At 71.9% G+C, this 24,120-nt stretch carries 21 protein-coding genes; 4 read left to right on the top strand and 17 right to left on the bottom strand.

The features are described from left to right. Genes alaS through AB0398_RS23740 form a run of 3 tightly spaced genes read right to left on the bottom strand, consistent with a single transcriptional unit; the run spans position 1 to position 3,467 of the window. The gene (alaS, locus tag AB0398_RS23750) at positions 1–2,670 is read right to left on the bottom strand and encodes an alanine--tRNA ligase (protein ID WP_366377618.1); all 2,670 of its coding nucleotides are present in this window, start codon (positions 2,668–2,670) and stop codon (positions 1–3) included. Continuing rightward, entirely contained in the window at positions 2,670–3,023 is a 354-nt protein-coding gene (locus AB0398_RS23745) for a DUF6167 family protein (RefSeq protein WP_366377617.1), read from the bottom strand. The genes alaS and AB0398_RS23745 overlap by 1 nt, the downstream gene beginning before the upstream one ends. A 6-nt stretch (positions 3,024–3,029) precedes the next feature. Continuing rightward, positions 3,030–3,467, bottom strand: coding sequence for a DUF948 domain-containing protein (locus tag AB0398_RS23740; RefSeq protein ID WP_366377616.1), 438 nt, complete (start codon positions 3,465–3,467; stop codon positions 3,030–3,032). A gap of 156 nt (positions 3,468–3,623) precedes the next feature. Between AB0398_RS23740 and AB0398_RS23735 the strand changes: the two genes are divergently transcribed. Continuing rightward, positions 3,624–5,909, top strand: coding sequence for an AAA family ATPase (locus AB0398_RS23735; protein WP_366377615.1), 2,286 nt, complete (start codon positions 3,624–3,626; stop codon positions 5,907–5,909). A gap of 28 nt (positions 5,910–5,937) precedes the next feature. On the opposite strand, the gene rpsD is transcribed toward AB0398_RS23735, so the two are convergent. Further along, positions 5,938–6,552 (bottom strand): 30S ribosomal protein S4, encoded by a 615-nt coding sequence (gene rpsD, locus AB0398_RS23730; RefSeq protein ID WP_030214918.1) that lies wholly within the window; start codon positions 6,550–6,552, stop codon positions 5,938–5,940. Between the two features lie 206 nt (positions 6,553–6,758). Between rpsD and AB0398_RS23725 the strand changes: the two genes are divergently transcribed. Further along, complete coding sequence (locus AB0398_RS23725; protein WP_366377614.1) at positions 6,759–7,454, top strand: DUF2470 domain-containing protein; 696 nt, start codon at positions 6,759–6,761, stop codon at positions 7,452–7,454. Between the two features lie 5 nt (positions 7,455–7,459). On the opposite strand, the gene AB0398_RS23720 is transcribed toward AB0398_RS23725, so the two are convergent. The 4 genes from AB0398_RS23720 to AB0398_RS23705 form a co-directional block, all read right to left on the bottom strand. After that, positions 7,460–8,821: a replication-associated recombination protein A gene (locus AB0398_RS23720; protein ID WP_366377648.1), complete on the bottom strand. Its 1,362-nt coding sequence runs from the start codon at positions 8,819–8,821 to the stop codon at positions 7,460–7,462. Between the two features lie 42 nt (positions 8,822–8,863). Further along, positions 8,864–9,475 (bottom strand): vitamin K epoxide reductase family protein, encoded by a 612-nt coding sequence (locus tag AB0398_RS23715; protein ID WP_366377613.1) that lies wholly within the window; start codon positions 9,473–9,475, stop codon positions 8,864–8,866. Between the two features lie 135 nt (positions 9,476–9,610). Next, positions 9,611–10,873 (bottom strand): histidine--tRNA ligase, encoded by a 1,263-nt coding sequence (gene hisS / locus AB0398_RS23710; RefSeq protein WP_366377612.1) that lies wholly within the window; start codon positions 10,871–10,873, stop codon positions 9,611–9,613. A gap of 8 nt (positions 10,874–10,881) precedes the next feature. Beyond that, the gene (locus tag AB0398_RS23705) at positions 10,882–11,589 is read right to left on the bottom strand and encodes an MBL fold metallo-hydrolase (protein WP_366377611.1); all 708 of its coding nucleotides are present in this window, start codon (positions 11,587–11,589) and stop codon (positions 10,882–10,884) included. Positions 11,590–11,753: 164 nt separating this feature from the next. Here AB0398_RS23705 and AB0398_RS23700 point away from each other — a divergent pair, with 164 nt between their 5' ends. Next, on the top strand, positions 11,754–12,551 hold the full coding sequence (locus AB0398_RS23700; protein WP_366377610.1) for a peptidylprolyl isomerase: 798 nt from the start codon (positions 11,754–11,756) through the stop codon (positions 12,549–12,551). Positions 12,552–12,752: 201 nt separating this feature from the next. Further along, complete coding sequence (locus AB0398_RS23695; protein ID WP_366377609.1) at positions 12,753–13,982, top strand: DUF349 domain-containing protein; 1,230 nt, start codon at positions 12,753–12,755, stop codon at positions 13,980–13,982. A 70-nt stretch (positions 13,983–14,052) separates the two neighbouring features. Here AB0398_RS23695 and AB0398_RS23690 read toward each other — a convergent pair whose 3' ends face one another. The 9 genes from AB0398_RS23690 to AB0398_RS23650 all read right to left on the bottom strand — a co-directional run bounded on the left by AB0398_RS23690 (position 14,053) and on the right by AB0398_RS23650 (position 24,116). Continuing rightward, positions 14,053–16,530, bottom strand: a complete 2,478-nt coding sequence (locus AB0398_RS23690; RefSeq protein WP_366377608.1) for a bifunctional (p)ppGpp synthetase/guanosine-3',5'-bis(diphosphate) 3'-pyrophosphohydrolase — start codon at positions 16,528–16,530, stop codon at positions 14,053–14,055. 211 nt (positions 16,531–16,741) lie between these two features. After that, positions 16,742–17,293, bottom strand: a complete 552-nt coding sequence (locus AB0398_RS23685; protein WP_366377607.1) for an adenine phosphoribosyltransferase — start codon at positions 17,291–17,293, stop codon at positions 16,742–16,744. Continuing rightward, positions 17,290–18,366 (bottom strand): protein translocase subunit SecF, encoded by a 1,077-nt coding sequence (gene secF, locus AB0398_RS23680; RefSeq protein WP_366377606.1) that lies wholly within the window; start codon positions 18,364–18,366, stop codon positions 17,290–17,292. Before secF ends, AB0398_RS23685 begins: the two co-directional genes overlap by 4 nt. A gap of 1 nt (position 18,367) precedes the next feature. Further along, the gene (gene secD / locus AB0398_RS23675; protein ID WP_366377605.1) at positions 18,368–20,140 is read right to left on the bottom strand and encodes a protein translocase subunit SecD; all 1,773 of its coding nucleotides are present in this window, start codon (positions 20,138–20,140) and stop codon (positions 18,368–18,370) included. A gap of 145 nt (positions 20,141–20,285) precedes the next feature. Further along, on the bottom strand, positions 20,286–20,756 hold the full coding sequence (yajC, locus tag AB0398_RS23670) for a preprotein translocase subunit YajC (RefSeq protein WP_366377604.1): 471 nt from the start codon (positions 20,754–20,756) through the stop codon (positions 20,286–20,288). 165 nt (positions 20,757–20,921) lie between these two features. After that, entirely contained in the window at positions 20,922–22,010 is a 1,089-nt protein-coding gene (gene ruvB, locus AB0398_RS23665; protein WP_366377603.1) for a Holliday junction branch migration DNA helicase RuvB, read from the bottom strand. Between the two features lie 50 nt (positions 22,011–22,060). Further along, positions 22,061–22,690 (bottom strand): Holliday junction branch migration protein RuvA, encoded by a 630-nt coding sequence (gene ruvA / locus AB0398_RS23660; protein WP_366377602.1) that lies wholly within the window; start codon positions 22,688–22,690, stop codon positions 22,061–22,063. Then, the gene (gene ruvC, locus AB0398_RS23655; protein WP_121831716.1) at positions 22,687–23,253 is read right to left on the bottom strand and encodes a crossover junction endodeoxyribonuclease RuvC; all 567 of its coding nucleotides are present in this window, start codon (positions 23,251–23,253) and stop codon (positions 22,687–22,689) included. Before ruvC ends, ruvA begins: the two co-directional genes overlap by 4 nt. A gap of 110 nt (positions 23,254–23,363) precedes the next feature. Then, positions 23,364–24,116 carry a YebC/PmpR family DNA-binding transcriptional regulator gene (locus tag AB0398_RS23650; protein WP_053644098.1) on the bottom strand — a complete coding sequence of 251 codons (753 nt, stop codon included), beginning with the start codon at positions 24,114–24,116 and terminating at the stop codon, positions 23,364–23,366. Positions 24,117–24,120: the final 4 nt, after the last annotated feature.

Here is a 24,120-nt window from a genome sequence, read left to right as displayed (position 1 = left end):
TCACGCCGTCTCCACCACGAGGCGCTCGACGGCGGCGATGGCCTCGCCGACGGCCTCCGGGTTCTGGCCGCCGCCCTGGGCGACGTCCGGCTTGCCGCCGCCACCGCCGCCGAGGGTCTTGGCGGCCGTGCGGACCAGCTCGCCGGCCTTGAGGCCGCGCTCGCGGGCGGCCTCGTTGGTGGCGATGACCGTCAGCGGCTTGCCGTTGACCGTGGTGAACAGGGCGACGACGGCCGGCCGGCCGCCCGAGATGCGGCCGCGCACGTCGAGGACCAGCTTGCGCAGGTCGTCGGCGGTGGTGCCGTCCGGGACCTGGCCGGTGACCAGGGCGACGCCGCGGACGTCGCGGGCGGAGTCGACGAGACCGGCGGCGGCCTGGAGGACCTTCTCCGCGCGGAACTTCTCGATCTCCTTCTCGGCGTCCTTCAGCTTGCCGAGCATGGAGGAGATCTTCTCCGGCAGCTCCTCCGGACGGCCCTTGACCAGCTCCTGGAGCTGGGCGACGACCGTGTGCTCCTTGGCGAGGAAGTTGTACGCGTCGACGCCGACCAGGGCCTCGATGCGGCGCACGCCGGAGCCGATCGAGGACTCGCCGAGCAGCTTCACCAGGCCCAGCTGGGCGGTGTTGTGGACGTGGGTGCCGCCGCACAGCTCCTTGGAGAAGTCGCCGATGGTGACGACGCGGACCTGCTCGCCGTACTTCTCGCCGAACTCGGCGATGGCGCCCTGGCGCTTGGCCTCGTCGATCGGCATGACCTCGGCGTGGACCTCCAGCTCGCGCGAGAGGACCTCGTTGATCTTCTGCTCGACGTCGGTGAGGACGGCGCCGGGGACGGCGTTCGGCGAGCCGAAGTCGAAGCGGAAGCGGCCGGGCTGGTTCTCGGAACCGGCCTGGGCGGCCGTCGGGCCGAGGGCGTCGCGCAGGGCCTGGTGGGTGAGGTGGGTGGCCGAGTGGGCGCGGGCGATGGCCCGGCGGCGGCGCACGTCGATGGCGGCGTAGGCGGTGGCGCCCACGGTCACCTCGCCGACCTGCACGGAACCCTTGTGCACCGAGACGCCCGGGACCGGCTGCTGCACGTCGCGGATGTCGATGACGGCGCCGCTGTGCAGCTTGATCCGGCCCTGGTCGGCGATCTGGCCGCCGCCCTCGGCGTAGAACGGGGTGCGGTCGAGGACGACCTCGACCTCGTCGCCCTCGGTGGCGGCCGGCGAGGGGACACCGTTGACGAGGAGGCCCACGACCGTGGTCTCGCCCTCGGTGTTGGTGTACCCGGTGAACCGGGTGGCGCCGCTGGTGTCGGCGATCTCCCGGTACGCGGTCATGTCGGCGTGGCCGGTCTTCTTGGCCTTGGCGTCGGCCTTGGCCCGGTCCCGCTGCTCCTTCATCAGACGGCGGAAGCCGTCCTCGTCCACGGAGAGGCCCTGCTCGGCGGCCATCTCCAGGGTGAGGTCGATCGGGAAGCCCCAGGTGTCGTGGAGCAGGAACGCCTTGTCGCCGGAGAGAACCGTGCCGCCGGAGGACTTGGTCTCGGTAACGGCGGTGTCGAGGATGTTGGTGCCGCCCTTGAGGGCCTTCAGGAAGGCGGCCTCTTCGGCCAGGGCGACGGTCTCGATGCGCTTGCGGTCGGTGATCAGCTCGGGGTACTGCTCGCCCATCGTCCCGATCACGGTGTCGACGAGGTCCTGGACGACCGGACCGGTGGCGCCGAGCAGGCGCATGTTGCGGACGGCGCGGCGCATGATGCGGCGCAGCACGTAGCCGCGGCCCTCGTTGCCGGGGGTGACGCCGTCGCCGATGAGCATGACGGAGGTGCGCATGTGGTCGGCGACCACGCGCAGCGAGACATCGCTGTCGTGGGCCTTGCCGTAGGCGACGCCGGTGAGTTCGGTGGCCTTGTCGATGACGACCTGGAGGGTGTCCGTCTCGTACATGTTCTGGACGCCCTGGAGGATCATCGCCAGGCGCTCCAGGCCGAGGCCCGTGTCGATGTTCTTGGCGGGCAGGTCGCCGAGGATCGGGAAGTCCTCCTTGCCGGAGCCCTCCCCGCGCTCGTACTGCATGAAGACCAGGTTCCAGATCTCCACGTACCGCTCGTCGTTGACGGCCGGGCCGCCCTCGACGCCGAACTCGGGGCCGCGGTCGTAGTTGATCTCGGAGCAGGGGCCGCAGGGTCCGGGGACGCCCATGGACCAGAAGTTGGGGCCCATGCCGAGGCGCTGGATGCGCTCGGCGGGGACGCCGACGACGTCGCGCCAGATGCGCTCGGCCTCGTCGTCCTGCTCGTAGACCGTGATCCAGAGCTTCTCCGGCTCGAGCCCGTAGCCGCCGTGCTCGACCGGGGTGGTCAGCAGCTCCCAGGCGAGCTTGATGGCGCCTTCCTTGAAGTAGTCGCCGAAGGAGAAGTTGCCGCACATCTGGAAGAACGTGCCGTGGCGGGTGGTCTTGCCGACCTCTTCGATGTCGGGGGTGCGCACGCACTTCTGCACGCTGGAGGCGCGCGAGAAGGGCGGCTTGACCTCGCCCAGGAAGTAGGGCTTGAAGGGCACCATGCCGGCGGGGACGAGCAGCAGAGTCGGGTCGTCCGCGATGAGCGACGCCGAAGGGACGACGGTGTGCCCGCGCTCCTCGAAGAAGCTCAGCCAGCGGCGGCGGATTTCAGCCGACTCCATCAGTGGTCCTCATTCCGGTTGTACGAACTCTTGGGAAGGGTGAAATACGAAGGCGGGGTGGGACCGAGGGCGGTCCTGCGGCGGGGCTCCGGGAGCTCCCGGCCCTGTGCCTCGGCCGGGTCCGCGGGGGCGTCGAGTCCGAGCGCCTCCCCCAGCTCGGCCTCCCGCTGGACCATGCCCGCCCTCACGTCGAGGGCGAAGTCCTTGAGCCGGTGGCCGGTTTCGACGGCCTTGTTCGCGGCCTGGGCCGCGAGGCTCTCGGGGGTCAGCTGCTTCAGCTTCCGGTTGACCTTGGTGGTGGCCCACACGCCGGCGGCTGCGCCGGCCGTGAACCAGAACGTACGGCGGAACATCTCGGGTCAGCCCTTCTGCTTCCGGCGGCGCATGGACGGCACGGTACGGCCGACGATCACGGTGCGGCGCGCGGAGGCGCGCGGCGCCTCCTCCCCGTCCCGGCTCCGGCCGAGCGCCCGGCGCACGCCGTAGCCGAAGGCGGCCACCTTGACGAGCGGGCCGCCGAAGGTGGAGGCGACGGTGGTGGAGAGCGCGGAGGCGTTGGAGGTGACCTCCTGGACGTCCGAGGCGATGGCGTCGACCCGGTCGAGCTGGGTCTGCGCCGACCGCACGGTCGCCGAGGCCTCGGCGAGCAGGGGAACGGCCTGCTCCGTCACGTCCGCCACGAGCTTGGTGGTCGCCCTGAGCGTCTGCGCCAGCCTCGCCAGCGCCACGGCGAGGAAGGAGACGAGGATCGCCCAGAAGACGGCCACCAGGATCCCGGCAACCTCTCCACCGGTCACGCTGCACCGCTCTCTGCTGTCGTTGGGCCTTGTGAAAGTCGTCCCCCGACCCTATCGCGCCCGGGCTGTCGCGCCGTACCGCATTACCGTGCGCGAGACGTCCGTCACGGGATCCGGTTGTACGCAGCGCGCGCGGGTGAGTACGCTCCGTGTCCCATGCGACGGAGCAATCTCCCGGCGGAGCTGAACCGGTTCGTCGGACGGGCCGCCGAGCAGGCCGCGTTGACGGCGCTCCTCGGAACGTCCCGCCTGGTCACGGTCGTGGGCGTGGGCGGGGTCGGCAAGACGCGGCTCGCGCTGCGGACGGCCGCCGGGGTGCAGAAACGCTACGGCGACGGGGTCTGGCTCGCCGGGCTCGCACCCCTGCGCGACCCGGACCTGGTGGCACACGCCCTGGCCGAGGCGCTCGGCCTCACGGACCACACGCCGAGGCCGCCGCGCGAGGTGCTGGTGGAACACCTCGCGGAGCGGCACGTCCTGCTGGTCCTCGACGGTTTCGAGCACCTGGTGGAGAGCTGTGCCCCGCTGGTGCGGGAGCTGCTCGCGCACGCGCCGGGCCTCACCGTCCTCGCGGCGGGGCGCAGGCCGCTGCGGGTGGCGGGCGAGGCGGTGTTCGCGCTGGCGCCGATGGGTGAGGCGGACGCGGTGGCGCTCCTCGCGGAACGGGCGGCGGAGGCGGGGGCTCCGGTGCTGCCGGGCACGTCGGCGGGCCCGGGCGACACGGACGCCTTCGCGCACCTCGGCGCTGCGGACGCCTGCGCGGGCCCGGACGCCTTCACAGGCCCGGACGGTGCGAGCACGGCCACGGGCCTCGCCCGTACGCCCTCCGAAGTACCGCAGGCCGTAAGGGAGTTGTGTCAACGACTCGACGGGATTCCGCTCGCCCTCGAACTGGCGGCCGGGCGGCTGCCCCTGCTCTCCCCCGAGCAGATGCTGCAACGGCTCGACGACCGCTTCCGGCTCCTCGCGGACGGCGAGCGCGGGGCGCTCCCCCGCCACCGGGCGCTGCGGACGGCGATCGGCTGGAGCCACGAGCTGTGCACGCCCCCGGAGCGGCTGCTGTGGGCGCGGCTCTCGGTGTTCGCGGGCCCCTTCGACCTGGAGGCGGTGGAGTACGTGTGCGGGGGCCGCGAGCTGCCGCCGGAGCGGATCCTGGACCTGCTCGGCGGGCTGCTCGCGCAGTCGCTCGTCTCGCGGGAGGACACTCCGGCGGGCCCGGCCTACCGGATGCTGGACACGGTAGCCGCGTACGGGGCGGAGTGGCTGGCGGCGCTCGGCGACACGGAGCGGATGCGACGGCGGCACCGCGACTGGTACATGGGCCTGGCCACCTGGTGCGAGCTGGAGTGGTTCAGTCCGCGCCAGGCGGAGGTGGCGGCGCGCACGGACGTGGCGCTGCCCGACCTGCGGGCGGCCCTGGAGCTGTGCCTGGAGCTGCCGGAGGACGCGCACCTCGCCCAGCACATGGCGGGCACGCTCTGGTTCGCCTGGGCGGGCTGCGGGCGCCTCTCGGAGGGGCGGTACTGGCTGGACCGGGCGCTCGCCCTGGAGTCCGGGCACCAGGAGGCGCGGCTGAAGGCGCTGTGGGTGCTCGGGTACGTGGCGATCCTCCAGGGGGACGGCACGGCGGCGGTGGCGGCGCTCCACGAGTGCGGGGAGCGGGCCAGGTCCTCGGGGAACGCGCTGGCGGAGGCGTACGCGACGCACCGGATGGGCTGTCTGGCGCTGCTCACGGACGACACGGCGCGCGCGGAGGAGCTGATCGGGCGGGCGCTCGACTCCTACCGGGAGCTGGGCGAGCTGAACAGCAACGTGCTGATGGGCCAGGTCGAGGTGGCGATGGCGCGGGCCTTCCGGGGCGACCTGGAGGGGGCGGTGGCCCTCTGCCGGGAGGTCCGGGAGATCTGCGAGGAGCGCGGGGAGCTGTGGACGCGGGCGTACGCCCTCTACGTCCTGGCGTACGCGGCGTGGACCCGGGACGCGTACGGGGATGCGCGGGAGCTGCTGGCCGAGTGCGTCGCGATCGACCACGCCTTCCACGACCTGGTGGGGCTCGTCCTGGCGATCGAGCTGCTGGCGCTCGTGACGGTGAGCGAGGGGGATCCGGCGGAGGCGGCGGTGCTCCAGGGGGCGGCGGCGTCCCTGTGGGACGCGGTGGGCGTCCGGCTCTTCGGCTCGGAGTCATTCGGCGGTCCGGGAGAGCTGTGCGAGGGGCGGGCGCGCGAGGCGCTGGGCGCGGAGGCGTACGAGGAGGCGTTCCTGGAGGGGCGGGGGCTCTCGGCGGACGCGGTGGTGGAGCGGGCGCTCGCCGGGCGCCGGGATCCGGCCATGGGCGGCCCGGCGGCGCCGCGCCCGTTCCGCACGGGCCGGCCGGCGGGGGTCCCGGGAACGCGGAAGCCCGCCGGCTCCCCCACCGGAAAGGGCGGGGAAGCGGCGGGCTGAACACCGCGTGGGTGGTACCGCGCCTGCGTCAGCGGGCGTAGTACTCGACGACCAGCTGCTCGTCGCAGATGACCGGGATCTCCTTGCGGTTCGGGTCGCGGTCGAGGCGGAACGCCAGCGCCTTCAGGTTGACCTGGAGGTAGCGGGGGGTCTCGCCGTCGGCGGCGAAGCCACCCTCACGGGCGACCTCGAACAGCGGCTTGGTGCGGCTGCGCTCGCGGACCATGACGACGTCGTCCGGACGGACGCGGAAGGACGGCTTGTCGACCTTCTGGCCGTTGACCTGGATGTGGCCGTGGACGACCATCTGGCGGGCCTGGTAGATGGTGCGGGCGATGCCCGAACGCAGGACCAGGGCGTCGAGGCGACGCTCGAGCTCGACGACCAGCGCCTCGCCCGTCTTGCCCTCGGCCTTCTTGGCGCGGTCGTAGGCGCGCGCCATCTGGCGCTCGCTGATGTCGTACTGGGCGCGCAGACGCTGCTTCTCGAGCAGACGGACCTTGTAGTCCGAGTTCTGCTTGCGACCACGGCCGTGCTCGCCCGGCGGGTACGGGCGGGCCTCGAAGTACTTGACGGCCTTCGGCGTCAGCGCGATACCGAGCGCACGGGACTTCTTGACCTTGGGACGCGACTGGTTAGGCACGTTCTCCAGACCTCCGTTGTAGGTTAGGTTAGGCTCACCTTACTCAAGGAGATCGCATGTCTCGCCCGGGGAACACCACACGCATCACGGACGGCAACACAAAGAACGACGCCCAATCCATGGATGAAGCCCTGGATGGCATCGATACGACGGAGGTCCGGTCAGCTCATGGTCAGCCGCGTCCCAGCGGACTTGAAATCGCGCGGATGCCGTCAGCAGCCGAGCGCACACGAACTCTCGTACAGAGTACATGCTCCGGCGTCCTGCTGATCCCGGGGGCCGAGGGGCACCGGCCCGAGCAGCTCGCGCCCGAGGCACGGGCCGTGGGCCCCGACGGTGAGGTCTTCCTGCTCTACCCCGCCGACGCCCCGCCCGTACGGGCCGCCACGCACGCCGTGGACGACGAGCTGCCGGTCGTGCTGGAACTCACGGACGTGGCCCCCGTCTCCGTCCCCCACCGCATCCGGGGCCGGGCCTGGGTCTCCGGCTGGCTCACCTGTCTGCCGGGCGTCGCCGAGCAGGGCCGCATGATGCTGCGTCTCGAGGTCGGGGAGGCGCGCGTGGACGACCTGTGGGGCACCGCCGGGATCGACGCCGAGGAGTTCGCGGCCGCCGCGCCGGACCCGCTGCACGCGCACGAGACGGAGCTCCTCCAGCACCTGGCGGCGGCGCACGGCGACCGGCTGCGGGAGCTGACCTCGCTGCTCGGCGACCGCTCGGCCGCCCTCGTCCCCACCCGGGACGTGGCCCCGCTCGCCCTCGACCGCTTCGGCCTGCGGGTCCGCTTCAGCGCGGGCCCCGGGGACTGCTTCGACGCCCGCTTCGACTTCCCCGAGCCGGTGCGGGAGATCTCCGAGCTGCGCCGCGAGATGCACCGGCTCTTCGAGGCCGCCCGCGCCTGAGCGCGCTACCGCTGCGGCTCCTCGCCCTTCAGGCGCGTCCGCGCCCACTCCACCACGTCCGCGTACCGCGCCTCCCCGCCGTAGCGGGTGGGCTCGTAGTACCGGCGGCCGTGGATCGCGTCCGGGGCGTACTGCTGGGCCGCGATGCCGCCCGGCACGTCGTGCGGGTACACGTACCCCTGCGCGTGGCCGAGCTTGGCCGCGCCCTTGTAGTGGCCGTCGCGCAGGTGCGCCGGGACCGGGCCCGCGAGGCCGCCGCGCACGTCCGCGAGGGCGGCGCCGATCGCGGTCGTCGCCGCGTTCGACTTCGGGGCCAGGGCCAGGGCGATGGTGGCGTGGCTCAGGGTCAGCGCCGCCTCCGGGAAGCCGATCATGGCGACGGCCTGGGCGGCGGCGACGGCGATCGGCAGGGCGTTCGGATCGGCGAGGCCGATGTCCTCGCTCGCGGAGATCATCAGGCGCCGCGCGATGAAGCGCGGGTCCTCCCCCGCCTCGATCATCCGCGCCAGGTAGTGCAGGGCCGCGTCCACGTCCGAGCCCCGGATCGACTTGATGAGCGCGCTGGCCACGTCGTAGTGCTGGTCGCCGTCCCGGTCGTACTTCACGGCGGCCCGGTCGACGGTCTCCTCCACCGTCAGGAGGGTGATCTCCGCCTCCTTCTTGGCGATCGCCGCGCCGGCGGCGGCCTCCAGGGCGGTCAGGGCGCGGCGGGCGTCGCCGCCCGCGACCCGCAGGAGGTGGGCCTCGGCGTCCTCCGGCAGGGTCACGGCCCCGCCGAGGCCCCGCTCGTCCGTGAGCGCCCGGGCGAGCAGCCCCTTCAGGTCCTCGTCGGTCAGCGGCTCCAGGGTGAGGAGCAGCGAGCGGGAGAGGAGCGGGGAGATCACGGAGAAGTAGGGGTTCTCGGTGGTGGCGGCGATCAGCGTCACCCAGCGGTTCTCGACGGCCGGCAGCAGGGAGTCCTGCTGGGCCTTGGAGAAGCGGTGGATCTCGTCGAGGAAGAGGACGGTCTCCTTGCCGTAGCCGCCCACCGCGCGCCGGGCCCCGTCGATGACGGCCCGGACCTCCTTGACGCCGGCGGTGATGGCGGACAGCTCTACGAACCGCTTGTCCGTGGCCTTCGAGACGACGTACGCCAGGGTGGTCTTCCCGATGCCCGGCGGGCCCCAGAGGATCACGGAGGAGGCTCCGGCGGGGCCGCCGTCGCCGTCGTCCACGAGCCGGCGCAGCGGCGATCCGGGCTTGAGCAGGTGCTGCTGCCCCACCACCTCGTCGAGGGTGCGGGGGCGCATCCGGACGGCCAGCGGGCTGCTGGACGGATCCTTCTCCTGGCGGTCTTCGGCGGCTGCGGTAAAGAGGTCGGGCTCCACGTTCATGAAGCCTAGGTCACGCCGCCGACAACGGAGCCGGGATCAGCTCGTCCAGAAGTCCCACCAGCGGGTCAGGATCAGCATGCCGATGATCCCGATGTGCAGGGCGGGCAGGACCCAGGTGAACTCCCCGAAGAAGGTCCTCAGGCCGGCCGGGGCGGGGATCACGCCGTGGCGCACGTTGTGCGAGGTCACGTACCAGAACATGACAATGGTCCCGACCCAGGCCAGGCAGCACCACAGGCAGAGCGCGTTGATCTCGTACAGCGACTGGTAGGTGAGCCAGGCGCAGAAGACGACGCCGAAGAGGGTGCCGGCGTTGAGGCCGAGCCAGTACCAGCGCCGGTAGCGGGCCCCGGCGAGCAGGCCGACGCCGATCGCGATCACCATGCCGTACGTGACGAGGCCGAGCATCGGGTTGGGGAAGCCGAAGACCGAGGCCTGCTCGCTCTTCATGATGTTGCCGCAGGAGACGACCGGGTTGAGGCTGCACCCGGGGGTGAAGCCCGGGTCCTCCAGGAGCTTGAACTTGTCGATCGTGATGACCCAGGCGGCGAGCAGTCCGGCCGCGCCCGTGATCACCAGGAGCCAGGAGAAGGCGCGGCCCGCTCCGATCGTGCCGGGTGCCGGGTCGTCCACCGCTGCTTTCGTCATGTTTCCGATCCATCGCTCGCGGGCTGCTGGGCACGGTCATTCTGCCGTACGGAGGCCCCTGTCGACCGTTCGGTGGACATAAGGAGGGGCCCGGCCGCTCGCGCGCACCGGGCCCCTCCTCCGTACGACCGGGCGTCAGGCCAGCTCGGCCCGTACCGCGTCCAGGAGGCCGTCCAGGGCGACCGCCCGCTGTTCGCCGGTCTCCATGTCCTTGAGCTGGACGACGCCCTCGGCGAGGTCGCGCTCGCCGGCCACGACGGCGAAGCGGGCGCCCGAGCGGTTGGCGTCCTTCATGGAGCCCTTGAGGCCCTTGCCGCCGAAGGAGAAGTCCGCGGCGATCCCGGCCCTGCGCAGCTCGGTGACCTTGCCGAAGAGGATCCGGCGGGCCTCCTCGCCCAGGGCGACGGCGAAGACGCTGGTGGCGGAGGGCAGGTCGAGCGCGACGCCCTCGGCCTCCAGGGCGAGGACCGTGCGGTCCACGCCGAGCGCCCAGCCGACGGACGGCAGCGCGGGGCCGCCGATCATCTCGGAGAGGCCGTCGTAGCGGCCGCCGCCGCCGACCGCCGACTGCGAGCCGAGACCGTCGTGGACGAACTCGAAGGTCGTGCGGGTGTAGTAGTCGAGGCCGCGCACCAGCCGGTCGTCGTCCTCGAAGACCACGCCCGCCGCCGTGATCAGGGCGCGCACCTCCTCGTGGTACGCCTTGCACGCGTCGCACAGGTAGTCGCGCAGGAGCGGGGCGCCGGTCAGCTGCTTCCGCACGGACTCGCGCTTGTCGTCGAGGACGCGCAGCGGGTTGATCTCGGCGCGGCGCAGGGTGTCCTCGTCGAGGTCGAGCCCGCGCAGGAAGTCCTGGAGGGCCTCCCGGTAGACCGGGCGGCACTCCTTGTCGCCGAGCGAGTTCAGCAGGATGCGGAAGTTCCGCAGGCCCAGGGAGCGGTAGGCCTCGTCGGCCAGGATGATCAGCTCGGCGTCGAGCGCCGGGTCCTCGGCGCCGATCGCCTCGGCGCCGACCTGCGAGAAGTGCCGGTAGCGGCCCTTCTGCGGGCGCTCGTAGCGGTAGTACGAGCCGGAGTACCAGAGCTTCACCGGCAGGTTGCCCTGCTTGTGGAGGTTGGCCTCCAGGGCGGCGCGGAGCACGGAGGCGGTGCCCTCGGGACGCAGGGCGAGCTTGCTGCCGCCCTTGGTCTCGAAGGCGTACATCTCCTTGGTCACGATGTCGGTGGACTCGCCGACGCCGCGGGCGAAGAGGTTCACGTCCTCGAAGCCGGGGGTCTCGACGTAGCCGTAGCCGGAGCGGCGCAGGGGCGCCGCGATGGCCTCGCGGACCGCGAGGTAGGTCGCGGAGACCGGCGGGATGAGGTCGTACGTGCCCTTGGGGGCCTTGAAGGTGCTCACGTGAGTCGTCACATTCCTCGTCGGGGAGCGTCGGGGCTCCCGAGGCCGGCGGCCACCTGCCGGAGGTAGGGGTTGGTGGCGCGTTCCTGGCCGATGGTCGTCTGGGGACCGTGTCCCGACAGCACCACGGTCGAGTTGTCGAGGGGCAGGCACACGCGGGCCAGCGATCCGAGCATCTCGTCCATGTCACCGCCGGGCAGGTCGGTGCGTCCGACGGAGCCGGCGAACAGCAGATCCCCGGAGAAGAACACGGAGGGGATCTCCGTGGTCTCGGGCATCCGGAAGGTCACCGACCCCTTGGTATGGCCGGGCGCGTGGGCGACGGAGAACTCCAGACCGGCGAGCTTCAGCTCGGAGCCGTCGGCGAGCTCGCGCACGTCGGCGGGCTCCCCCACGGTCAGCTCGCCCATGAGGGGCATCCCGAGGGAGCGGCCGAGGGCCTTCTCCGGGTCGCTCATCATGTAGCGGTCGGACGGGTGGATCCACGCGGGGACGTCATGGGCGCCGCACACCGGGACGACGGAGGCGACGTGGTCGATGTGTCCATGGGTGAGGACGACGGCGACGGGCTTGAGACGGTGCTTCTTGAGCGTCTCCTCGACTCCCTGGGCGGCCTGGTGGCCCGGGTCGATGATGACGCACTCCTCGCCTGCGGCGGGGGCGACCAGGTAGCAGTTGGTGCCCCAGGCCCCGGCGGGGAACCCGGCAATCAGCACGTTCGTCCTTAGATGTCGTCCGGCGCGGGGGCGCGGAAATCACGGGAATGACGGGATTCGGCAGATCAGAGCCTACCGGCGGTGCCGGTTCCACAGCCAACCCGTATACGGTACGGGCACATCCGGCCAGGACAGGAACAGACGAGCGACAAGGAGCGGACCCGGTGGTCACCAGCGATCAGCGGCGGCGGCAGCTTGCCAGGGAGAAGTACGTGCGGCAGCAGCAGCGGCGGGAGGAGAAGCGCCGCAAGGACCGGCGCCGCAACACCGTCGTCGCGGCCGTCCTCGCGGTGGTGCTGGCCTCGGGCGGCGCCGTGTACGCCTCGGTGGCGCTGTCGGACGGCTCGAAGAAGGGCTCGGACGGCGCGGCGGGCGACACGGCCACCACCCCGACGCCCTCGCCCTCGCAGGAGTCCGAGGGCCCGGAGCCGAAGCTCACCGTGGATCAGAAGGCTTCGTACGACATGGCGCTCAAGACCGACGCGGGCGACATCACGATCACCATGGACGCGGCGAAGACCCCGCGCACGGTGAACTCCTTCAAGCACCTCGCGGACAAGAAGTACTTCGACGGGAGCAAGTGCCACCGCCTCACCACGCAGGGCATCTTCGTGCTCCAGTGCGGCGACCCCCAGGGCACCGGCACGGGCGGCCCCGGCTACACCATCCCGGACGAGAACCTGGGCTCCCTCGGCAAGGCCGGGGCGGACGGCTCGGTGACCTTCCCGGCCGGCACCGTGGCCATGGCGAACACCGGACAGCCGGGCACCGGCGGCTCGCAGTTCTTCCTCGTCTACAAGGACACCAAGCTGCCGCCGACCTACACCCCCTTCGGGAAGATCGACGCGGCCGGCCTCAAGGCGGTCCAGGAGGTCGCCGCGGCCGGTGTCGAGGGCGGCGCCACGGACGGCGCCCCGAAGAAGGCCGTCACCGTCGAGAAGGCCACCGTCACCAAGAAGTGAGCCCGCGCGTCCGCACCGGCGGGCCGACCGTCGAATCTCGGTCGCGCTGAGTGCGGACAGCCGGGCCGCGGTTCGCCTAGATTGGCGGTGTGCAGCGTGGGCCGTCGGCCGCGCTGCGGAAGGCGGGCGAGGCCCGCCGGGAAACTGTGGACGATGCCCGCGGGGTGCGACCCCGCGACGGCATCATGGTGAGGAGGCGCTGTGAGCAGCGACCCGTGGGGCCGCGTCGACGAGACGGGCACCGTGTACGTGCGGACGGCCGAGGGTGAGCAGGTCGTCGGATCGTGGCAGGCCGGCACCCCCGAGGAGGCCCTGGCCTACTTCGAGCGCAAGTACGAGGGCCTGGTGGTCGAGATCGGCCTCCTCGAGAAGCGCGTGAGGACCACCGACCTCTCGGCGAAGGACGCCACCGCGGCGATCGAGCACATCCGGCACCAGGTCGACGAGCACCACGTCGTCGGCGACCTGGCCGCGCTCTCCGCCCGGCTGGACAAGCTCGTCGGGACGGTCGAGTCGCGCCGAGAGGAGCGCCGGGCCCAGAAGGCGAAGCAGGCCGACGAGGCGCGTGGCGCCAAGGAGAAGCTCGTCACGGAGGCCGAGGAGCTGGCCCAGAGCGAGCAGTGGCGTTCGGCGGGCGAGCGGCTGCGGGCGCTCGTGGACACCTGGAAGGGCCTTCCCCGGCTCGACCGCAAGTCCGACGACGAGCTGTGGCACCGCTTCTCACACGCCCGCTCGGCGTTCTCGAAGCGCCGCAAGGCCCACTTCGCGTCCCTGGACGCGCAGCGCGAGGACGCCCGCAAGGCGAAGGAGCGCCTGGTCGCGGAGGCGGAGTCCCTTTCGAACTCCACCGACTGGGGGGCCACGGCGGCCCGCTACCGCGAGCTGATGACGGACTGGAAGGCGGCCGGCCGCGCCCAGCGCGAGCACGAGGACGACCTGTGGAACCGTTTCCGCGGTGCCCAGGACGTCTTCTTCGCGGCGCGCGGCGAGGTCTTCGCCGAGCGGGACGCGGAGCAGGGTGAGAACCTCAAGCTGAAGGAGGAGCTCGCGACCGAGGCCGAGAAGCTCGTCCCGGTGACGGACCTGAAGGCGGCCCGCGCGGCCTTCCGCTCCCTCAACGAGCGCTGGGAGGCCGTCGGCCACGTCCCGCGTGACGCCCGTCCCAAGGTCGAGGGCCGGATGCACGCGGTGGAGCGGGCGATCCAGGAGGCCGAGGAGGCCGAGTGGCGCCGGACGAACCCGGAGGCGCGCGCGCGTGCCGCGGGTCTGACCGGTCAGCTCCAGGACGCGGTCGAGAAGCTGCGCAAGCAGATCGACGCGGCCCGCGCCGCCGGCAACGACGCCAAGGCCGACAAGCTCTCGCGCGAGCTGGAGGGCCGCCAGGCCCTGCTCGACCAGGCCCTGAAGGGTCTGGAGGAGTTCGGCGGCTGATCCCCGCCCGTATGAAGGAGGGCGGCCCCGGTACGCAGGTACCGGGGCCGCCCTCCTTCATACGGCGTCGTTACGGCCGGCGGGCCGAGGTCACGCGGTACACGTCGTAGACGCCCTCCACGCCCCGCACGGCCTTCAGGACGTGGCCCAGGTGCTTCGGGTCGCCCATCTCGAAGGTGAAGCGGGAGGTGGCCACCCGGTCGCGGGAGGTCTGGACGGCCGCCGAGAGGATGTTGACGTGCTGGTCCGAGAGGACCCGGGTGACGTCGGAGAGCAGCCGGGAGCGGTCCAGGGCCTCGACCTGGATGGCGACGAGGAAGACCGAGGACTGGGTCGGGGCCCACTCGACCTCCAGGATCCGCTCCGGCTCCCGGGACAGCGAGTCCACGTTGACGCAGTCGCTGCGGTGGACCGAGACCCCGCTGCCCCGGGTGACGAAGCCGATGATCGGGTCGCCGGGGACGGGGGTGCAGCAGCGGGCCAGCTTCACCCAGACGTCCTCGACGCCCTTGACGACGACGCCGGGGTCGGCGTTGGAGCGGCGCTTGGAGCGGCCGCGGGTCGGCGGCGCGGACTCGTCGATGTCGTCGGTGGCGGCCTCCTCGCCGCCGAGCGCCTGGACCAGCTTCTGCACGATGGACTGGGCGGTGACGTGGCCCTCGCCGATCGCCGCGTACAGCGAGGAGATGTCGCTGTAGCGCATCTCGTGGGCGAGGGTGACGAGGGAGTCGCCGGTGAGGATCCGCTGGATCGGCAGGTTCTGCTTGCGCATGGCCCGCGCGATGGCGTCCTTGCCCTGTTCGATGGCCTCGTCCCGGCGCTCCTTGGAGAACCAGGCGCGGATCTTGTTGCGGGCGCGCGGGGACTTGACGAAGCCGAGCCAGTCGCGGGAGGGGCCGGCGCCGGCGGCCTTGGAGGTGAAGACCTCGACCAGGTCGCCGTTGTCGAGGGTCGATTCGAGCGGGACGAGCCGCCCGTTGACCCGGGCCCCTATCGTGCGGTGGCCGACCTCGGTGTGGACCGCGTAGGAGAAGTCGACGGGGGTGGCGCCGGCGGGCAGCGCGATGACGTCGCCCTTGGGCGTGAAGACGAAGACCTCGTTGCGGGAGAGGTCGAAGCGCAGGGACTCCAGGAACTCGCCGGGGTCCTCGGTCTCCTTCTGCCAGTCGAGGAGCTGGCGGAGCCACGCCATGTCGTTGAGGTGGTCGTCCTTGCCGGTCTTCTTCGGCACGTCGGTGCGCACCTTGGAGGCGCCGGCGACGGCCTCCTGCTTGTACTTCCAGTGCGCGGCGATGCCGTACTCGGCGCGCCGGTGCATGTCGAAGGTGCGGATCTGGAGCTCGACGGGCTTGCCGTTGGGTCCGATGACCGTCGTGTGCAGCGACTGGTACATGTTGAACTTCGGCATCGCGATGTAGTCCTTGAACCGGCCGGGGACCGGGTTCCATCGCGCGTGGACGGTGCCGAGGGCCGCGTAGCAGTCGCGGACGGTGTCCACGAGGACGCGGATGCCGACCAGGTCGTAGATCTCCGCGAAGTCCCGGCCGCGGACGATCATCTTCTGGTAGACGCTGTAGTAGTGCTTGGGGCGGCCGGTGACGGTGGCCTTGATGCGGGCGGCGCGCAGGTCGGTCTGGACCTCGTCGGTGACGACGGCCAGGTACTCGTCCCGCTTGGGGGCGCGCTCGGCGACGAGCCGGACGATCTCGTCGTACATCTTGGGGTAGAGGATCGCGAAGGCGAGGTCCTCCAGCTCCCACTTGATGGTGTTCATGCCCAGGCGGTGGGCCAGGGGCGCGTAGATCTCCAGGGTCTCGCGGGCCTTCTTCTCCTGCTTCTCCCGCTTGAGGTAGCGCATGGTGCGCATGTTGTGCAGGCGGTCGGCGAGCTTGATGACCAGGACGCGCGGGTCCTTGGCCATGGCGACGACCATCTTGCGGACGGTCTCGGCTTGGGCGGCCTCGCCGAACTTGACCTTGTCGAGCTTGGTGACGCCGTCGACGAGCAGCGCGACCTGGTCGCCGAAGTCCCGGCGCAGGGTGTCGAGGCCGTACTCGGTGTCCTCGACGGTGTCGTGCAGGAGCCCGGCCATCAGGGTCGCCGGGTCCATGCCGAGCTCGGCGAGGATGGTGGTGACGGCGAGCGGGTGCGTGATGTACGGGTCGCCGCTCTTGCGCTTCTGGCCGCGGTGCCAGCGCTCGGCGACCTGGTAGGCCCGCTCGATCTGGCGCAGCGTGGCCGTCTCGATCTTGGGGTCGTTGGAGCGGACGATCCGGAGCAGCGGTTCGAGGACCGGGTTGTACGGTGAGGAGCGCTGCACGCCGAGCCGGGCGAGGCGGGCGCGGACGCGGTTGGACGAGCCGCCCGAGCGGGCGGGCGCGGTCGGCGCGGGGCGCGCGGCCGGGGCGGCCGCGGGGGCCGGCTCGGGCGCGGCGGGCGCGGGCCCGGTCTCCGCGGGCTTGTTCTGGGGCGTGCCGGTCCCCGGCGCGGCCTTTTCGGCCTTCGGGTCGGGCTGCGCGGCGGAGAGTGGCTGGGCCTCGTCTGGCAAGAGCGCTCCTCGTGCATGTCCGGGTCCCCCGGTCAGGCCCGGAACGGCCATGGTATCGAGCCCGGACCCGCGCTGCTCACGCGGCCGGGGAGTGAACGGATCCGGCCACGGGCGGCGTCCGCTCCCGGGCGGCCGGACCGGGGCACTCCGGAAAACGACGGGGGCGCCCCGGGGATTCCCCGGAGCGCCCCGTACGGGCCGGAGCCCGGTGTCAGACGGTGATCAGCGCCGTGAGCGGAGCGCCCTTCAGGGCCGGCTCCAGACGGGCGCGGCCCGGCAGGAAGCCCAGCTCCATGAGGACGGCGACGCCCGCGACCTCGGCGCCGGCGCGGCGGATGAGCTCGACGGAGGCCTCGGCCGTGCCGCCGGTGGCGAGGACGTCGTCGATGACCATGACGCGGTCACCCGCGGCCAGGTCCTCGGCGTGCACCTCGATCTCGGCGGTGCCGTACTCCAGCTCGTACGCCTGGCGGAGCGTGGCGCCGGGGAGCTTGCCGGCCTTGCGGACCGGGATGAAGCCCAGGCCCGCGCGGACGGCCACCGGGGCGGCCAGGATGAAGCCGCGCGCCTCCAGGCCGACGACCTTCGTCGCGCCGTGCGCGGAGCACAGCCCGGCGAGGGCGCCGGTGAGGGCCCCGAACGCCTCCGGGTCCGCGAGCAGCGGCGTGATGTCCTTGAACAGCACGCCGGGCTTCGGGTAGTCCGGTACGTCGCGGATGCGGCTGAGCAGGAGGCCGGTGACGTCCTGGGCCCCGGCGGTCATCCTCGGTGCTCCTGGGTGCGGCCCCGGCGTCCGGCCCGGGGGCCGACGACCGCGGCCTCGGTGCCGTCGGCGAACGCGTCGCCGTCCGCGGACTCGCCCTTGGCGGCGGCACTGGCCCGCTTGGCCAGGACGCGCTTCTTGAGGGCCTTGATCGCCGGGTCGCGCTCCTTGAGGTCGGCGACGAGCGGGGTGGCGATGAAGATCGACGAGTACGCGCCGGCCGCGAGGCCCACGAACAGCGACAGCGAGATGTCGTTGAGCATGCCGGCGCCGAGGACGCCGCCGCCGATGAAGAGCAGGCCGGCGACCGGCAGCAGCGCGACGACGGTGGTGTTGATCGAACGGACCAGGGTGCCGTTGATCGAGCGGTTGGCCAGCTCGCTGTAGGTGAAGCGGGTCTGCTTCGTGATCTCCTTCGTGGACTCCTTGAGGGAGTCGAAGACGACCACCGTGTCGTACAGCGAATAACCGAGGATCGTCAGCAGGCCGATGACCGTGCCGACGGTGACCTCGAAGCCGACCAGGGAGTAGATGCCCACGGTGATGGTGAGGTCGTGGATGAGGGCGATGAGCGCCGCGACCGCCATTCTCCACTCGAAGGCGATGGCCAGGTAGATCACCACCAGGATCATGAAGATCCCGAGACCGGTCCAGGCCTTGTTGGCGATCTGCTCACCCCAGCTCGGACCGACCAGCTCGGCCGCGATCTTGTCCTCGGCGACGTTCAGGTCCTTGGCCAGCTCCGAGCGGACCTGGTCGGACTGCGCGGTGTCGAGGCCGCCGACCTGGATGCGGAGCGAGCCGTTGCCGAGCTGCTGGACGATCGCGTCGTGGCCGGAGGCCTCCTCCGCGTACTCCTGGGCCTGGCTGACGGAGACGTCCGACTTCGGGGTGGTGAAGACGGCGCCGCCCTGGAACTCGATGCCCATGTTGAGGCCGCGGACGGCCAGGGCGACGATGGCGGTGATGGTGATCAGGATGGACAGGCCATACCAGATCTTGCGGTTGCCGATGAAGTCGTAGCCGACCTCACCGCGGTGGAGTCGGGCGCCGAGATCTCCGAGCTTCGACATCTCACGCCTCCTTCGGGTCGACAGGGCCGGCGGGGGCGTTGGTGCGGCGGGCGCGGCGCAGCGGCGGCTTGGCGCCGAGGCGCTTCGGGTCCAGGCCGGACCACGGGTGGCCGTCGCCGAAGAACTTGGTCCGCGCGAGCAGCGTCATGATCGGCTTGGTGAAGAGGAACACCACGACGATGTCGAGCAGGGTGGTCAGGCCGAGCGTGAACGCGAAGCCCTGGACCTTGCCGACGGTGACGATGAAGAGCACGGCCGCGGCCAGGAACGACACGAAGTCGGAGACCATGATGGTGCGGCGGGCGCGCGGCCAGGCGCGCTCGACGGCCGGGCGGAGCGTGCGGCCCTCGCGGAGCTCGTCGCGGATGCGCTCGAAGTAGACGATGAACGAGTCCGCCGTGATGCCGATGGCGACGATGGCGCCGCAGACGGCCGGCAGGTTCAGCGCGAAGCCGATGGCCGGGCCGAGCAGGGACATGATCACGTAGGTCAGCAGCGCGGAGACGCCGAGGCTGAGGATGGCGATCAGCGACAGGCCGCGGTAGTAGGCGACCAGGTAGATGATGACCAGGGCGAGGCCGATGGCGCCGGCGATCAGGCCGGCCTCCAGCTGGTCGCCGCCGAGCGCGGCGGTGACGGTGTCGACGCTCTGGGTCTGGAAGGAGAGCGGCAGGGCGCCGTAGGACAGGATGTTGCCGAGGTCCTGGGCGGACTGCTGGTTGAAGCTGCCGGAGATCTCGGCGCTGGCGCTCAGCGTCTGGCGCACCGAGGGGGCCGAGACGACCTCGCCGTCGAGGACGATCGCGAACCGGTTCTGGGGGTCGGACTGCTGCGACAGCTTGCCGGTGATCGACTGGAACTTCTTCGACCCGGCGTCGGTGAAGTCCATGGTGACGATCCACATGCCGCGCTGCTGGTCGAAGGCGCCCTTGGCGTCGTCGACGTCGCGGCCCTCCACCTCGGCCGGGCCGAGGAGGTACTTCGACCAGACGCCCGGGGCGTCCTCGCCGCAGGCCACGGTGGGCTCGGACGGCTTGACGCCCTGGCCGGCGGCGGTGCGCTGCTTGGGGTCGAGGCAGTTCAGGGCGGTGAACTTCTGCTCCAGCGCCGCGGTGCCGGCGTCGGGCGTGGGGGTCGCCTCCGGGGTTCCGGTGGCCTTCGGCGTCGCGGAGGACGAGGGCGAGGCGCTGCCGGTGGGCGTCGGGCTCGGGGCCTTGAGGGCCTCGGTGAGCGCGCGGCCCCGGGTGGAGGCGGTGGCCGACGGGGTGGCCGACTTCTCGCCCGCGGTGGCACCGGAGGGGGTGGCCGACGGCTTCGGCGAGGCCGAGCCCGAGGGGGTGGCGGTCGGCGCGGCCTGGGGCGCGCCGTTCGTCACCGCGAGGACGGGCCGGAAGTAGAGCTGGGCGGTGGTGCCGACCTGCTCACGGGCCTGCTTCTCGTTCGTCCCGCGGGGGATGTTGACGATGATGTTCTCGCGGCCCTGGGTCTGGACCTCGGCCTCGGAGACACCCAGACCGTTGACACGGCGCTCGATGATGTCGACCGCCGTGTTCATGTTGGTCTCGTTGACCGCCGACTCCTGGCCGGGGTCGGCCTTGGCCTTGAGCGTGATCGACGTACCGCCGGCGAGGTCGATGCCGAGGCGCGGGGTGGTGTGCCCCGACCAGAACATGCCGCCGGTGAGCGCGACCATGGCGATCAGGATGAGTGCCAGGGCGCGGCCCGGCCGGCTCTGTCCCCCCGCCGGCCTTCGGCCCTTCTTCGGTGCTGCCACCTGTCGTATCTCCCTGTCCAACCGCCGCGCGACGGGTGTGTGCGCGACGGCCACGAAGTATGTGTGGGGACCATCCCCCGCAGACGTGGAACCGTTCGGGGGCGCGCGCACGCCGGTGGGCGTGTGCGCGGTCCCCCGGTCGCGCTTACTTCGCGCCGGTCTCGCCGTCGGTCTTGCCGTCCTTCTCCCCCTCGGCGGCGGCCTCGGCCGCGTCCGACTTCTTCGTCAGGTCGGCCTTGGGCGCGTCCTCGGCCGTGGCGTCGGTGGCGCCGGTCAGCGAGGAGGCGTCGTCCGGGACGACGGTGTCGGAGTCCGAGGACTCGTCGCTGTCGTCGTCGCCGTGGACGATCCGGTTGTACTCGGAGTCCTGGAGGACCGCGCCGATCGCGTTCTTGGCGTAGACGGCGTGCACGCCCGGAGCGACCTCGAGGAGGACGGTCTCGTCGCCGATCTCCTTGACGGTGGCGTACATCCCCCCGATCGTGCGCACGCCGGTGCCGGGCTGCATCTCGTCGCGCATCTGCGCCGCCGCCTGCTGCTTCTTCTTGGCGGAGCGGGTCATCAGGAACATGGCCCCGATGAGGACGATGAAGGGGAGGAGGGTCACGATGTTCACGGGACGGGTTTCCTTCGCATGGTCGCGGAGAGCCCGCGGCCTGATCTTCGGGGGTGGGCACGCCGACCGGAAAGGGCGGCATCGGCGGAGTCTAGGCGAGTCCGCATCGCTGGAACAACGTCCAGCATCGCACCCTGGTTCCGGTACGGGCGAGCGTCCGCACCGTCACGCCCCGAAGAGCCCCTGTTGTCCCGTTCCCGCACCGCCCGGGCCCGCTGCCTGCGGCGGAACGAGACCGAGGTGCGTCCAGGCGGCGGGGGTGGCGACCCGGCCACGGGGCGTGCGGGCCAGCAGTCCCTCGCGTACGAGGAAGGGTTCGGCGACCTCCTCGACGGTCTCGCGCTCCTCCCCCACCGCGACGGCGAGGGTGGACAGGCCGACCGGTCCGCCGCCGAAGAGCTTGAGGAGGGCCTCCAGGACGGCGCGGTCGAGCCGGTCGAGGCCGCGGCCGTCGACCTCGTACACCCTGAGGGCGGCCTCGGAGATCTCCCGGGTGATCGCTCCGTCCGCCTTGACCTGGGCGTAGTCGCGGACCCGGCGCAGCAGGCGGTTGGCGATGCGGGGGGTGCCGCGGGAGCGGCCGGCGATCTCGGCGGCGCCGGCGGGGTCGATCGCGACGTCGAGGAGTCCGGCGGAGCGGTGGATGACGCGCTGGAGCTCGGACGGGTCGTAGAACTCCATGTGGCCGGTGAAGCCGAAGCGGTCGCGCAGCGGGGGCGGCAGGAGTCCGGCGCGGGTGGTGGCGCCGACGAGGGTGAAGGGCGGCAGTTCGAGGGGGATGGCGGTGGCGCCGGGGCCCTTGCCGACGATGACGTCGACGCGGAAGTCCTCCATCGCCATGTAGAGCATCTCCTCGGCGGGCCGGGACATGCGGTGGATCTCGTCGAGGAAGAGGATCTCGCCCTCCTGGAGGGAGGAGAGGATCGCGGCGAGGTCGCCGGCGTGCTGGATGGCGGGGCCGGAGGTGATGCGGATCGGGGCGTTCATCTCGGCCGCGATGATCATCGAGAGGGTGGTCTTGCCGAGGCCGGGGGCGCCGGAGAGCAGGACGTGGTCGGCGGTGGCACCGCGCTGCCGGGCGGCCTTGAGGACGAGGTCGAGCTGCTGGCGGACCTTCTCCTGGCCGACGAACTCGTTGAGGTCCTTGGGCCGCAGGGCCGCCTCGACGGCCTGGTCGTCGCCTTCCGCGGCGGCGTCGACGATGCGCGCCTCGGCGTCGGGTGCCCCGGCGGTGGTGTCGTCGTCCCAGTTCACGGTGGATGCCTTCTCGTTCGTACGGCCCGGCCGGGCGGGATCGGGGGTGGTCAGCGGGCGCGGTTGAGGGTCTGCAGGGCGGCGCGCAGGAGCTGCGGCACGGGGGCGGTGCCGGTCTCGGCGAGGGCGGCCTCGGCCTGCGGGGTGACGGCTCCGACGGCCTCCTCGGCCTCGCGGCTCGCGTAGCCGAGGCCGATGAGGGCGGCGGTGAGCTGCTCGGTCCAGGGGGCGGGACCGGAGGCGACGCGCTGGGCGCCGACGAGGCCGCTGCTGCCGAGGGGGGAGCCGAGCTTGTCCTTCAGTTCGAGCAGGAGCTTCTGCGCGCCCTTCTTCCCGATGCCGGGGACGGCCGTGAGGGCCTTCTCGTCCCCGGTGGAGACGGCGAGGCGCAGCGCGTCGGGGCTGTGGACGCCGAGCATGGCCTGGGCGAGGCGGGGGCCGACGCCGCTGGCGGTCTGGAGGAGCTCGAAGACCTGCCGCTCGTCGTCGTCGGCGAAGCCGTACAGGGTGAGGGAGTCCTCGCGGACGACGAGGGAGGTGGCGAGCCGGGCCTCCTCGCCGATCCGCAGTCCGGCGATGGTCGCCGGGGTGCACTGGAGGGCCATGCCCACGCCGCCGACCTGGACGACGGCCGTGGTGGGGGCGAGGGCGGCGACCTGGCCGCTGACGAAGGCGATCATCGGGTTCGGCCTTTCACTGCGGACGCGTGCCGGGCGGCCGCTTCCTGGAGGCGGTTCTGGGCGGCGACGGCCTGCTGGAGCCGGTTCTGGGCGGGGGCCCGCCAGATGTGGCAGATGGCGAGGGCGAGGGCGTCGGCGGCGTCGGCGGGCTTGGGCGGCTCGGAGAGCCGGAGCAGCCGGGTCACCATGGTGCCGACCTGGGCCTTGTCGGCGCGGCCGCTGCCGGTGACGGCGGCCTTGACCTCGCTGGGGGTGTGCAGGGCGACGGGGATGCCGCGGCGGGAGGCGCAGAGCATGGCGACCGCGCTGGCCTGGGCGGTGCCCATCACCGTGCGTACGTTGTGCTGGCTGAACACCCGCTCCACGGCGACGAGTTCGGGCGAGAAGCGGTCGATCCACTCCTCTATGCCCTGCTCGATGCCGACCAGGCGCATGCCGATGTCGGCGTCCGCGGGCGTCCGCACCACTCCGACGCCGAGCATGGTCAGGGGCCGGCCCGCGACGCCCTCGACGACGCCGACGCCGCACCGGGTGAGCCCGGGGTCCACTCCGAGTACGCGCACGTCACCCCCCTCCCTTCGATCTCCTGTTTGAGCAGGCTATCGGCTGCCACCGACAACGCGGCGGGCCGACGGGAGCGTGTCCCCGTCGGCCCGCCGCGAAAAGCAGGTGATCAGGCGTCGACCTTCGCCATGACCTCGTCGCTGACGTCGAAGTTGGCGAAGACGTTCTGCACGTCGTCGCTGTCCTCGAGCGCGTCGATCAGCTTGAACATCTTGCGCGCGCCCTCCTCGTCCAGCTCGACCTGCATGGTCGGGACGAAGCTGGAGTCGGCGGAGTCGTAGTCGATGCCGGCCGTCTGGAGCGCGGTGCGGACCGCGACCAGGTCGGTGGCCTCGCTGATGACCTCGAAGGACTCGCCGAGGTCGTTGACCTCCTCGGCGCCCGCGTCGAGCACCGCGCCCAGGACGTCGTCCTCGGACAGCTCGCCCTTGGGGAGCACGACGACGCCCTTGCGGTTGAACAGGTACGAGACGGAGCCCGGGTCGGCCATGGAGCCGCCGTTGCGGGTCATGGCCACGCGCACGTCGGAGGCGGCGCGGTTGCGGTTGTCGGTGAGGCACTCGATGAGCACCGCGACGCCGTTCGGGCCGTAGCCCTCGTACATGATCGTGGCGTAGTCGACGCCGCCGGCCTCGAGACCGCCGCCGCGCTTGACCGCGGAGTCGATGTTCTTGTTGGGGACCGAACTCTTCTTCGCCTTCTGGATGGCGTCGAAGAGGGTCGGGTTGCCCTCGGGGTCGGCGCCGCCCGTGCGGGCCGCGACCTCGATGTTCTTGATCAGCTTCGCGAAGAGCTTGCCGCGCTTGGCGTCGATCACGGCCTTCTTGTGCTTCGTCGTAGCCCATTTAGAGTGGCCGGACATCTGC

Origin of the sequence: Streptomyces sp. NPDC086147 (assembly GCF_040702165.1) — a bacterium.
GTDB lineage: Bacteria > Actinomycetota > Actinomycetes > Streptomycetales > Streptomycetaceae > Streptomyces.
The sequence above is the reverse complement of the archived record's forward strand: the minus strand, read 5'-3'. Positions and strand labels throughout refer to the sequence as shown.

Bases quoted from the DNA above. Each gene is read 5' to 3' on its own strand.
- alaS (WP_366377618.1), bottom strand. From the start codon at position 2,670: ATGGAGTCGGCTGAAATCCGCCGCCGCTGGCTGAGCTTCTTCGAGGAG.
- AB0398_RS23745 (WP_366377617.1), bottom strand. From the start codon at position 3,023: ATGTTCCGCCGTACGTTCTGGTTCACGGCCGGCGCAGCCGCCGGCGTG.
- AB0398_RS23735 (WP_366377615.1), top strand. From the start codon at position 3,624: ATGCGACGGAGCAATCTCCCGGCGGAGCTGAACCGGTTCGTCGGACGG.
- AB0398_RS23725 (WP_366377614.1), top strand. From the start codon at position 6,759: ATGCCGTCAGCAGCCGAGCGCACACGAACTCTCGTACAGAGTACATGC.
- AB0398_RS23715 (WP_366377613.1), bottom strand. From the start codon at position 9,475: ATGACGAAAGCAGCGGTGGACGACCCGGCACCCGGCACGATCGGAGCG.
- AB0398_RS23685 (WP_366377607.1), bottom strand. From the start codon at position 17,293: ATGACCGCCGGGGCCCAGGACGTCACCGGCCTCCTGCTCAGCCGCATC.
- secF (WP_366377606.1), bottom strand. From the start codon at position 18,366: ATGTCGAAGCTCGGAGATCTCGGCGCCCGACTCCACCGCGGTGAGGTC.
- ruvA (WP_366377602.1), bottom strand. From the start codon at position 22,690: ATGATCGCCTTCGTCAGCGGCCAGGTCGCCGCCCTCGCCCCCACCACG.
- AB0398_RS23650 (WP_053644098.1), bottom strand. From the start codon at position 24,116: ATGTCCGGCCACTCTAAATGGGCTACGACGAAGCACAAGAAGGCCGTG.